This is a genomic window from Mycoplasma sp. 4423, from assembly GCF_054353855.1.
In genome coordinates, this window is sequence record NZ_JBTHHJ010000007.1 from 39,102 (window position 1) to 51,923 (window position 12,822).

Below are 12,822 nucleotides of genomic sequence, written 5' to 3' on the forward strand. Positions count from 1 at the left end.
TCCTTGGTTTTTCTTAACCTGTCAAGTTTATACAAAAATTATTAATCCATTATGATATCATTTATTCCTATGAAATCTTTTAGTAAAACTTTTTACAAGTTATATTATTCATATTTGCTTAAAAAACAACCTTTTAAAACTGCTGCATCATGAGATAACAATCGCGTCGATTATGAATATCATACAGACTATAAAAATCTGTTTTTAACTGCTCCAAAGGCAAAGAAGTTAGAAAATTACAAAAATACCAACATAATTTATCAAGTTTTAATATATAACTTTGCTGATGGAAATAATGATGGAATCGGGGATTTTATCGGTTTAAAAGATAAAATTGAATATATTAGCAACCTCGGAGTCGATCAAATCTGATTAAGCCCAATCCATCCTGCGTCAAGTTATCACGGCTATTCTGTTATTGATTATTGCAATGTTGATTCACGATTGGGTGGCATGAATGCTTTTATTGATTTTTTAAACACAGCACATGAACACGGAATCAAAGTTTATTTAGATATGGTATTTAATCATACTTCTTATGAACATCCTTGATTTCAAGCAGCACTTGCTAATGATGGATACAGTGACTTTTATCGTCTTGATATAAATTTATATGATTCAGATGTTAAAGTTGATAACCTGAAAATAAAAAGCAAATATCCCTTTACCACAGATATAAATGCAACTAATCGAACCTACTTAGCACGTTTTTCTTACGGGATGCCTGATTTAAATTTAGATAATTATAAAGTTATTGAACAACTGATTCATATTCAAAAATTTTGAACAGCTGTTGGTGTAGATGGATTTCGTTACGATGCTTTTGCAGAATATTATTCAAGTGAAATTGAAACTAAAAACAATTTTAATGAAGCAAAAATTTTTCACCTTCTAAGGGATGCATCAAAACAAATTACTGATGCAGAAAACATAGAAGAAGTGTTTATGATGGGTGAGTGAGTTAATTCAGATGCTGTCAAAGGGTTAATGTATTTAAAGGATGCAGATGGTAACATCGGGTTAGATACAATCTATGATGGTGGAAAATTTTTCAGACACAATCCAGATGTTAGAATTGAATATAATCAACTAAAAAATATGTTAATTGAATATCAAAATACATCGCAAAAAGCTAAATGAATCCCGTTTTTAGATAACCATGATGTGCGTAGATGACTTGAAGTATATCGCAGTCAAATCAGTAAGAAAAAATGATATAAATTTAACGATAATCTTACAACATCAGAAAAAGAAGCACTAAATATTGCATTATTTGTGCTTTTAGCGTTACCTGCCACACCTATTATTTATGCAGCAGATGAACTTTATTATTATTCAACTAGATATTATGGTGATCCTACCTTAAGAGAACCAATGAAATGGGAAAATAATACTTATAACTGCTTTATTTATGATCCGAAAGTAAAAGAAAGTTTTGGTGATCATATAATGTTTACATCAGCACTTAATTTAGAAAGCGCTGATGTGCAAAGCAAGCAAGGACAAGCATACAAACTAATTCAGTTTATGGCAAAACTAAGAAAAGATTATCCATTTTTATCACTAACAGATGCTGATACGATAGCAAATCCTTATGATTTTGTTGATACAGTTGATTATAGTAGTGTTATAATCCGAAAAGACTTAGGACAACAAAAAGAATACTTATTATTTGCTTTTTGTAACTATCAACATAAAGAACTTGATTTATTAAAAATTTCTCGTAATTATCACTTTGAACAAATTTTGCTATATAAAGCAAAAAACGAATCATGAAGAATCTGAATCGAACAAGGTGGATATGTTATTTTCAAGTTAATTAGAAAATAATTTTATTTTGTTAAAATATATTTATGAAAAAGAATAGTCCAGTCAAGTATCAAAAAGACACAAATGAAAAAACAAACCTTAATCAAACCAAGACTAATAATTTGATTAAGTATTTAATTGATTTAATTTCGACTAAAAAAATTCCTATAAATATGATTATGCCTTCTGAACATCAACTTATGAATCGATTTAATTGTTCACGTTCTGTTGTGGTATCTGCTTATCAGAAACTTTTTTCTATTGGTGCAATTTACTCTATTTCAAAACGTGGCCACTTTGTAGCAGAAAATTTTCATAACCTAATTAAACCTATAAGTTATTTGATCGGGGTTGATAGAATTCTTGGCAGTGAAACTAAGGAAACCTTGCCGAATTGATTTAAAGAAAAAAATATTATTTTTACCGAAGGACATCGTTCTTTTAAAATGAACTATCAAAAAGCAGGTGAGATTATTGCTGAAGGTGATATATATGTTTCTACTAAAAACATTGATGAATTTGAACCTATTGATACTAGAACACCAATTATCAACATTCTAATTGATCGACATAGTCTAAAAAATATTGTTTATGAATTAAAATATGAAAAAGTAAATAAATTTGGTGTTGATAACATGGTTGTTATTGCTTTTTGAGGTTATGACAGCGATAGCATTTGTATAGCAGGGAAATATTATATAAAACCCGAACATTTTAAATTCTATCATCAAGAATTTTCATTATATGTATAATTTTTAAAATAAAATTTATTTTTTATCTTGCTCTTAGTAATAAAAGAAATTTGATTTATTGAAAAAAAGTTAAAAACTAGCACATTTTTTATGCTGTTTTTAATTTTTTTATTATATTTTAGGTGCATAAAATTATCTCTTTGATATGTCAAGAAAATTATTAATTTATACCTAAAAAAGACAAAATAAATTTATAATATTGCATATGAATATTAAGAATAAAAACAAAAGGTTTTATGCAGATTTTGATGAAAAATATGCATATAAAAAACCTGATTTAGGAATTAAATTTTCAGACTTTCATATTCAACTAAAGCTCTGACAGCCACTTGCTCAAAGAGTCGAAGTGATGCTCTATGATAGTAATTTAAAATTTGTTCAAAAATTTGATTCATTAAAAATAGATACAGTTTGAAAAACACAAATACCATTACATTTTGAAGGATATTTTTATCAATATAAAATTTGACATTCAGATGGTAGCATTACAAATGCTTTAGACCCATATGCTATTTCATTGGCTGCATTTGATTGAGAAGGTAAAGAAGATAAAGTAGGTTATGGAGCATTGGTTAATATAAATTCAAAAAAAGCAGGTTCTGTTCCTAAAAAATTCGCTACCGAACTTAATAATAGCACCGATGCATTAATTTATGAGTTACATGTTCGTGACTTTACTAGTTTAAAAAGTCAAAAAGAGTTTAAAAGTAAACTAGGGACATTTAATGCTCTATTAGAAGCAGATTTATTCTCATATGTCAAAAAACTCGGTATCACACACGTGCAGTTTCTACCTATTCATAGCACATATGCATTAAATGAAAATAACCAAAACATCCTTAAAAAAGGACAAGGAAGTGGATGAACTACTAATTACAACTGAGGATATGATCCTCATAATTATTTTGCAATAAATGCTCAATACAGCAGTAATCCTAAAGATCCATACGCAAAAATCGCTGAATTTCGTAATTTAGTTTCAAATGCACATAAAAAAGGAGTTGGAGTTATTTTAGATGTTGTCTATAATCATATGATGACCAACAACATCTATGATAATGTTTTACCTGGTTATTATTATCGAGATAATGCTAAGGTTAAACCTGTTACATATCCACCCCTTGCTGATGAAAGATATATGGTAAAACGAATTATTTTAGATTCGCTAAAATATTTTGTCGAAGAATTCGGAGTTGATGGTTTTCGTTTCGACCTTTCTTGCTTTATGCATGCTGAAACATTTAATGAAATTGCTAAGGAACTGCGTAAAATAAATCCAAAACTTATCTTACACGGTGAAGCCTGAAGATGTGGTGATTTAAAACATGACATCTGCTACATCAAAGGAGTAACCGGAAATGACATTGCTTTTGGATACTTTAACGATTCGGTTCGTAATGCTATCAAAGGTGATGAACACTCTGAATATGCACCTGGCTTAATTTCAAAATTTGATATCGAACTATTTCGTCAATATGTAACAAGCATTGTAGGTGGCATTAAGGATTACAATTTTGGAAATATATATTATTCAAAAGATCCGTATGCTCTTTTTGCCAATGATATTTCAGTAAATTTAGCTTATGCAGCATGTCACGATGGTATGACTTTATGAGATAAAATTAACACTACAACTAATGATTTATCGTTAATTCAACGTATTGAAATGTATCGACAAGCTTTAATGATGACAATATTTACTCAAGGAAAACAACTTGTTTTAGCCGGAACAGAACTTCTTCAAAGTAAACCGTGTGATATATCAGGAAGCGAAACTGATCGCTGTGTGGTATCAACCTATGATGATTTTAAGTATTATCCAGATAAGTCTGCATACCAGTCAAATTCATATAAAACAACTGACTACACCAACGGAATCAAATGAAAAAACCTAAAGAATCCAAAAGTTGAAAAATATGCTTTTGAGTTCTTTAAAAAATTAAATAAATACCGTAATAAAACTCCATTTTTTAGACTCCATAGTAATAGATTAATCAACCAATGTCTTAAATTTATTGATGTTGATACCTTAAAAAAAATCATAATTTTTAAAATAACTTATCAAAAACAAGTTATTCAGGTAATTCATAACTTCTCTGATGAAGAATATACCTATGACAAAGACTTAAAAGTTTTATTCAACTCAAAAATTGAGTATAAAAATGGTATTTTATCACCACACTCATCAGTATTATTAGAGGTAAGAAATGATAAAACTGCAAGATAAAATTATTTACCAAATTTTCCCTAGATCGTTTTATGATGCGAACAACGATGGAGATGGGGATTTACAAGGGATTATCACAAAACTTCCATATCTACATAAATTAGGAATAAATGCTATTTGATTATGTCCAACATATGACACTAACTTCGTCGATGCTGGTTACGATGTGCTTGATTATAAATCAGTATGAAAACAATTTGGTACCTTAGAAGACTTTAGATTAATGTCATCAAAAGCTGCAGAATATGGAATTGATATTATTATGGATATTGTGCTAAATCATGTCTCAAATGAACACCAGTGATTTAAAAAAGCCTGTGAATCGGTTGAAAACGTTGAACATAACTACTTTATTTGAAGAGAAAAACTTACCGATGAAGAAGCAAAAGCACAAAGTATTTTTGGTGGTTCTGCATGAGAATATGTTCAAAGTGTTCAAAAATACTACTTTCACTTATTTTCAAAAGAACAAGTTGATTTAAACTGAGCACATCCAAATACCATTGATGCAATGTCTGATGTTATAGATTTTTGATACAATTTAGGTGTTCGTGGTTTTCGACTTGATGCTATTAAACATGTAGCAAAAACCTTTGATAATGTTGCTGCTAACCCTTATTTTGCTTGATGTGATGGAGCAGTTGAATATCTTAAAAAATTCAATGAACAAGCATTTAAAAACAAACCAGATGCATACACATTAGGGGAAGCTTCAGGAATAACAGCAGATGAATTATTAGAATATGCAAAAGGTGATAATCAAGTTTCACAAAACTACTTCAATTTTGCTTGATGATGAATCGGTTGAGGTAGAAAAACAGGCAGAAATGGATACGATGCTAATTGAGACTATAAAGAGTTTGTTTATCAGCAACAACCTTTTCAACATAATAATAACATTACAACACAAATGTTTACCAATTTCCTATCTAACCACGATACATCACGTAGCATTTCTAGATGGGGAGATGAAGGTATTTTTCATAGCGAAGCAGCCAAATCTCATGCTCTAATGCTTTTTGCTTTAAAAGGTATTCCTTGCATTTATTATGGTGAAGAAATTGGTTTATTAAATACTCATTTTGATAACAGATCACAATTCCGTGATTGCGATATTGAAAATGGATTCGCTGATTTAGTAGATAAAAATAAAATTTATAGCGAATCAGAGTTTATCAAATATCTAAATATCAATTCACGCGATGCAGGAAGATCGCTAATGCAATGAAACAAGCAAACTAATGCCGGATTTAATGCAGGTTCAAAACCTTGAATCAATTTTGGTAGAAACAGTGAACATATCAATGTTGAAACTGCATTAGCAGATGCAAATAGTATTTTTTACTTTTATCAAAACCTTATTTCAATGCGTAAAACAACATATAGAGATGTTTTTGTATTAGGTTCTTCACATCTTGAAATTACTTACAGCGGACTTATTAAAATCGTTCGCGAGTATCAAGACACAAAATTAATTGCATATTTAAATGTTACAAACAAAGAAATTTTTGAACAAATCGATACAGGACAACAAATTTTATCAACATATAGTGATAATAAACCAATAACAAACACATTTCGTCCTTACGAATCTGTATTAATCAAAGTTAATTAAGGAAAACATGGATTTTTTAAAATACGATTTAGAGAAAAAACGGATTAGTCAAATTAAATTCAACCGTTCAGTAACTGCAAAAACTGAAAGCATCTTTGCATTAGGTAACGGATATATGGGAATACGGAGCGCAGACGAAGAAAGAGCATCATATAACAAAGAAGACTTTTTTGTTAACGGGATGTTTAATAAAGATACCAAAGACGATTCGCCTGAGTTAGTAAATTTAGCAGATTTAATGACTACTCCTATTATCATTAACGGTATAACTTTTGATGTTAAAAACCGTGACGAGTATAATAAAACACTTTACATTCGAGAAGGTTTTTTAAAACGTAAGATCTTATTAGAACGTGATCACGGAAAATACTGTTTTATTTTTGAACGTTTTGTTTCTAGAAATGATCCGAATGTTTATGCACAAAAAATTAAGATTAAAGTTTTAGAAACAACCGATAATAAAGATATAGAAATTATTATCAAACCTGCTATTAATGCACAAGTCACCAACTCTGGAACTCAACATTTTGGAGAAGGCGCTAAAACCCGAATCACTACCGAATCACTGCAAATGGAGCAGTGTACTACACTTTCTAAGCGTTGAGCAGTTCATAACCTTATCACCAAACTTTATTTAAATGGTGAGTTTATTAGGGGTGGAAATGACGACTATGTTATCGAAATGAAGCGTCGTTATGTAGGTTTTAAAATCAAATTAAATGCTAAGGCAGGTGATGTAATCGAACTAGAAAAATTAATGTCGGTTCATACATCAGTTGATAGCAAAAATTCTTTATTACCTAAAAAAGTTATTCGCGAAAATGCAAATACAAAACATCAGCAACTACTTAATAAATCATATGAAGAACTTAAAAATGAATCAATTGAAAAAATGCATTCTCAAGTTTGAAAAGAATTCTTTGTTAAAATCGAAGGCGATGAAGAAAGCAAATACGATTCACTCGCTCTTGATTTTGCAATCTTTCATCTAAACGGGTTTGTACCTAGACATTCAACCAACTTAAATGTGGGTGCTAAAGGACTTTCAGGTGAAGGTTATCAAGGACATACATATTGAGATACCGAGTTCTTTATTAATCCAATTTATTTATTCAACCGAGCTAAGGTTGCTCGTAACTTGCTAACATATAGATATAAAGGTATTGAAGGGGCTCGTGCAAAAGCAAGAGAAATCAAAGAAAGACCTCAAGAAAGTAATTTAAAAGGGGCACAGTTCCCTTGAGAAATGGCATGACCAACTGATGGCGAGGTATGTCCATATTGAGGGCAAGCTGATGTGATGACCGGCAAACAAATTCCCATCGCTTCACGTCGTCAAGAAATTCATGTTTCAGCTGATGTTGCTTTTGCAGTAAATCAATATTATAAAATTACTGGTGATGAAAAATTCATGGAACAAATGGGATATGAAATGATTATCGATACAGCTATTTTCTATGCATCACGTGCTGAAAAACAAAGTGATGGAAGTTATCATATTCTAGATGTAATGGGTCCAAATGAATATAAAGGAAATATCGATAATAGTGCTTATATCAATATGTTAGCTAAGTTCAATATTGATTTAGCTTTAAAATATATAAATTTATTAAAAAAGAAAAAACCTTATTGATGAGCTATTATTAAATCAAAAATTCCTTACCCAATTAATGTAACAAAACTTAAAGAAGTTTCAGAAAAACTCAAGCAACAAAAACCAAATGAGAATTTAGTTATCGCTGAAAATGACCAGTTTTTACAACTACATCGTGGTAATGTTCTACCATTTCAGATGTTAGGTGATGCAGGCAAAAAACTATTTAACACCCAAGAAGGAAATGCGTTACTTTCTTGTCAACTTGTTAAACAAGCCGATGTTATTTTGCTGTTAAACATCCTACCACATTTATATTCTAAAGAAATAAGAAAAGCGAATTTTGATTTTTATGAACCTGTTACAACACACGATTCATCGCTGTCTCCTGTTACATATACCATCGAAGCAGTCAGATTGAAAATGATTGAAAAAGCCTACCAGTTATTTAAATATGGAATCAATGTGGACTTAGGTCCTGCAATGCATACATCCGATGCAGGAATTCATGCTGGTTCATTAGCTGCAATTTATCATATGATTGTTTTTGGTTTTGGAGGTTTAAATTGACATAATGATGCATTGCATCTAGAACCACTACTTCCAAAAAATTGAAGTAAACTTACATATCGTTTTAAATACCAAAATGCTGCATTTGAAGTTGTTTTAAATCAACAAAACTTTAGCATTAGAACAATTTTAGATACTAAATTTAACGGTTATATCTGAATCAATGGACAAAAAAGAAATATAAATAAAAATCCACAAACTTTCGAGGTTATCCATGATTAAAGGAATAATTTTTGATCTAGATGGGGTGATTACTGATACAGCAATTTTACACTATCAATCTTGAGCAAAAGTTGTTAAACAATTTGATATCGATTATACTTTTGCAGATAATGAACTTTTGCGCGGCTTACCACGCATCGAAACCTTAAAAGCTATTTTAAAACTTAAAAAACCAAGTTTGCAGCTAAATAATTCAAAATTACTAGAAGTAAGTGAACAAAAAAATTTGTTCTATAAAGAACTTTTGCAAACACAAATTAATGAAAAATCCATTTTACCAGGGATAACAAAATTTTTATCCGATGCAAAAAATAAAAATTTAAAACTTGCTATTGCATCAAGTAGTTATAATGCCCCTACTATCTTGGAAAAATTAGGTATTATCAACCTTTTTGATTACATTGTTTATCCGGGAGATATCAAGAACGGTAAACCTGCGCCAGATATCTTTATTAAGGCTGCAGCAGGTTTATCCTTAGATGTAAGTGAGTGCTTCGGAATCGAAGATGCAGTTGCTGGAATTCAAGGGATTAAAGATGCAAAGATGAAAGCTGTTGCAATCACAGCAAATGCAGAAGAATTTAAAAATGCAGATATTGTTTTAACATCTACATCGCAATTAAATTTAGATACTATTTTAGCAAAATTCAACTAACAGACATATGTCTGTTTTTATTTGCTTATAGGCAAATAAATTATTTTCTTTTCTTATACTTTTGTTTTTCACCTAAAATATGACATCTGCGACAGCGTGCTTCATATTCGCTATCACCTAATACATTTAACTCGTTGTTCACATCCTTACGAAATGAAAAGGCTGCATCAGATTTACATTGTAAACATACCGCTTTTAACTTACATATATCATCTGCGATCGCAAGTAAACCAGGCATAACTCCGAACGGACGCCTTAAAAAATCCATATCCAATCCACTTACAATTACTCTAACTCCACTTAATACTAATTTATCGATAACTTCAAAAATTCCATCATCTAAAAAATTAGTTTCATCGATTGCAACAGCTCGATATTCAGGATTTCAGTGATCAATAATATCTTTTGATTGCTTAATAACAATTGCTTTAGTTTTTGCTCCTGTGCGACTTACAATTTTATTTTTATCAAATCTAGTATCAAAATGTGGTTTAAATACCATTGTTTTTACTTCTGCTATTTCTAGAATTTTAAGTCTTTTAAGTAATTCTTCAGTTTTACCTGAAAACATTGGTCCAGTAATTACTTCTAAGGTTCCTTCTGGTCTTTTTAAGTTCATTCTTCCTTTCAAGTGTGTTATATCATTATAAAACTTTTATAAAATTCCTAAATATCTTTTATCAAATTTTGATAAAATTTTCAAGAAAGGAAAAAAGATGAAACATAAAAAGAAAATTTGAGCATTTTCTGCCGCTACTTTATCGTTAGTTCCAGTTGCCGCTGCTGTTTCTTGTGGTTCAGGTGAAAAAGCAAAAGCAACCGAATCTAGCAAAAAAAATAATTTGATAAATGCAATTTTAACAGAAACTAAAAAAACTTATAACTTTATAGAAAGCAAAGAAACTGAAGCAAAAACTGAGATGCAAAATAAGTTAAAAGATGTAGCAGATGATGTTGTTGCAGATACATTAGCATTTTACCAAGAAACTATGCATTTAGACAAAAATACTCCAGACTATACAGCAAAATATGCTGCAGCAGATGCAAAATATCCAAAAAGTAATGCTACTTTATTAGAGCAATTACAAAACATTGCTAAGGGAAAAGGAACTGCAAAAAGTTCAGAACCACAAAATTAATAGAAGTAGCGATGAAAATATTAATTCAGTAGATTATCTAAATTAAGATGATTTAGATAATTTTTAATTATGAAACTTTTTCAAAAACTTTTTTATCTATCAGTAAGATAAAAAAGTAAAATGAATAATTTTTATAATTAATTTTAATCAACTTTTTAATTAATTGCTAGTTTTGCATTTGTTTTTTTGCTATACTTAAAAACCACAGGAGGAAAAATGGTAATAGGAATTAGTGGGATGATAAGTAGTGGAAAAAGCACATTATCCAAAAAATTAAATGAACATTATAAAACATCTGTTATCTTAGATGAATTTGATAAAGACGATGTAGTTTTCAATACTTTTTTAAAATGATTGTATGAAAAGAAACCTAACCTAACAATGGCTTTACAGACTTATGTTGTGGAAAATCATACAACTAAACTACAAGAGTTATTTACAGAATTTGCTGCAAAACATAACGATTTAAAAAATAATCACTTAATCTTAGATCGCTTTAGCATTGAACATTATATTTTTGCACATGTAAATTTGAAAGTTAAAGGAAGAAATTATTTAAAAGGTTATGATGCTTTATTTGAACATATGATTACAGATGAAGAAATTCCTGATTTAGCAATTTATTTAGATATGAGTTATGAAACCTTTGAAAAGCGATTATTTGAACGAGGTCGTGAAGTTGAAATAAATAATTACGAGCTGAACAAAGACTACTTTAAAAACCTTTATAGGGTTTATAAGGACTTATTTATCAAGCAAGCTGATAAATATCATCTAAATTATGTTATTGTTGATACCAACAACCTTACAGAAGCAGAAGTTTTAGCAAAAGCAATTGAAATCATTGATAATTTTGATTTATCAAAAGCAAAAGAGCGAGTATGAAAATAGCAATTAGTGGAATGATTGGATGTGGTAAATCAACACTCAGCAAACAACTTGCTAATCATTATCAAAATTCAATGTTATTAGAAGAACTAGATTCCAATGATGATGTTTTTAATACTTTTTTAGAATGAATTTATCAAAAATATCCTAATATCGACATTGCATTTCAATCATACATCATTGAATCTATTTCAGAAAGATTTAAGAATGCTGAATCAGAGTTTTTAAAAAATCATAATCATAAACAGCACCACATCTTCTTAGATCGCTTTAATGTTGAACATCATATTTTTGCAACTGTTACACTTGAGCAAAAACCATCAAAGTATCTAAATGCATTCAATGCTTTGTTCGATTATATTATAGATTTAAAAGATAACCCTGATCTAGCAATTTTTTTAGATGCTGATTTTGATGTAATTAAAAATCGCATCCTAAAAAGAGGTAGAGATGTTGAAATTGAAAACTTTGATTTGAATATAGATTATTTTAAAAGATTACATCAGTTATATCGTCCTTTGTTTGAGAAATTGGTGCAAAAATATAATATTCCTTATAAAATAATTAATACAAATGATTTAGATGACCATCAGGTGTTTGAAGAAGCAACAAAGATTATAGATCTATTTATTTACGAAAAATAGATATTATTTGATATCTATTTTTGTCTATTTAAAAATTGATATTTTTAAATATAATTATAAAAAGAAAGGATAGAAATGGACAAAAAAGTACCTAGTTTGAGGTTTAATGGATTTGAAGATGAGTGAGAACAAGATGCTTTTGGACAAATTTTATTTCGTGTAGACGAGAGAGGTTTTGCTTATCTACCACTTTTAACCGCATCAATTAATTATGGGATGATACTAAAAGAATCCAAAAAGAAAGTTAAATCACTTGAGAGTTTTAAAAGGGTTCTACCAAACGACTTTGTTTTGCATCTTTCGTCTTTTAATAGTGGTTTAGCCTTTTCTAAATTTGAAGGACTTACATCACCTGTTTACAATGTTCTAAGATTTAGAGATATAGATAAACATCATCCAAATTTTTGAATGTATGTCTTTAAAAGTAGTAAGTTCATAAATTCTCTTGTTCCTTTAACTTATGGATTAAGACAAGGAAAAAATATTAATTTAAATGAGCTTGAAAAGAATTTGTTGAAGACTACATCAAAGCATGAACAACAAAAAATCTCTCATCTTTTCATTTCCTTAGACTCCTTCCTTTCACTTCATAAGCGAAAATATGACTTTTTAATGAACATCAAGTCTACATTGCTATCTAAAATGTTTCCTGATCAAAACTCAAAATTTCCTAATATTCGTTTCTCTGAATTTACTCACGCTTGAGA

Annotated in this window: 11 protein-coding genes; 10 read left to right on the forward strand and 1 reads right to left on the reverse strand. The window is 29.5% G+C overall.

Features of this window, described 5'->3' with window-relative positions:
- Nucleotides 1-69 precede the first annotated feature (69 nt).
- The 6 genes from ACXYRN_RS01865 to pgmB all read left to right on the forward strand — a co-directional run bounded on the left by ACXYRN_RS01865 (nt 70) and on the right by pgmB (nt 9,444).
- Complete coding sequence (locus ACXYRN_RS01865; RefSeq protein WP_458607459.1) at nt 70-1,830, forward strand: alpha-amylase family glycosyl hydrolase; 1,761 nt, start codon at nt 70-72, stop codon at nt 1,828-1,830.
- A gap of 23 nt (nt 1,831-1,853) precedes the next feature.
- Entirely contained in the window at nt 1,854-2,561 is a 708-nt protein-coding gene (locus ACXYRN_RS01870) for a GntR family transcriptional regulator (protein WP_458607460.1), read from the forward strand.
- A 205-nt stretch (nt 2,562-2,766) separates the two neighbouring features.
- A complete protein-coding gene (locus ACXYRN_RS01875; RefSeq protein WP_458607461.1) occupies nt 2,767-4,788 on the forward strand; it encodes an alpha-amylase family glycosyl hydrolase in 2,022 nt (673 codons plus the stop codon).
- Nucleotides 4,769-6,403, forward strand: a complete 1,635-nt coding sequence (locus tag ACXYRN_RS01880; protein ID WP_458607462.1) for an alpha-amylase family glycosyl hydrolase — start codon at nt 4,769-4,771, stop codon at nt 6,401-6,403. Before ACXYRN_RS01875 ends, ACXYRN_RS01880 begins: the two co-directional genes overlap by 20 nt.
- Before the next feature lie 7 nt (nt 6,404-6,410).
- On the forward strand, nt 6,411-8,789 hold the full coding sequence (locus ACXYRN_RS01885; RefSeq protein WP_458607463.1) for a glycosyl hydrolase family 65 protein: 2,379 nt from the start codon (nt 6,411-6,413) through the stop codon (nt 8,787-8,789).
- Complete coding sequence (pgmB, locus tag ACXYRN_RS01890) at nt 8,782-9,444, forward strand: beta-phosphoglucomutase (RefSeq protein WP_458597614.1); 663 nt, start codon at nt 8,782-8,784, stop codon at nt 9,442-9,444. Before ACXYRN_RS01885 ends, pgmB begins: the two co-directional genes overlap by 8 nt.
- A gap of 40 nt (nt 9,445-9,484) precedes the next feature.
- Here pgmB and ACXYRN_RS01895 read toward each other — a convergent pair whose 3' ends face one another.
- Complete coding sequence (locus ACXYRN_RS01895; protein ID WP_458597615.1) at nt 9,485-10,063, reverse strand: thymidine kinase; 579 nt, start codon at nt 10,061-10,063, stop codon at nt 9,485-9,487.
- Between the two features lie 97 nt (nt 10,064-10,160).
- Between ACXYRN_RS01895 and ACXYRN_RS01900 the strand changes: the two genes are divergently transcribed.
- From ACXYRN_RS01900 to ACXYRN_RS01915, 4 genes are all read left to right on the forward strand, one after another.
- Nucleotides 10,161-10,583, forward strand: a complete 423-nt coding sequence (locus ACXYRN_RS01900; RefSeq protein WP_458607464.1) for a hypothetical protein — start codon at nt 10,161-10,163, stop codon at nt 10,581-10,583.
- A gap of 216 nt (nt 10,584-10,799) precedes the next feature.
- On the forward strand, nt 10,800-11,474 hold the full coding sequence (locus ACXYRN_RS01905) for a deoxynucleoside kinase (RefSeq protein ID WP_458607465.1): 675 nt from the start codon (nt 10,800-10,802) through the stop codon (nt 11,472-11,474).
- Nucleotides 11,465-12,115, forward strand: coding sequence for a deoxynucleoside kinase (locus ACXYRN_RS01910; protein WP_458607466.1), 651 nt, complete (start codon nt 11,465-11,467; stop codon nt 12,113-12,115). The genes ACXYRN_RS01905 and ACXYRN_RS01910 overlap by 10 nt, the downstream gene beginning before the upstream one ends.
- 75 nt (nt 12,116-12,190) lie before the next feature.
- Nucleotides 12,191-12,822: restriction endonuclease subunit S domain-containing protein (locus tag ACXYRN_RS01915; protein WP_458607467.1), on the forward strand; the 632-nt coding region annotated here is incomplete at its 3' end.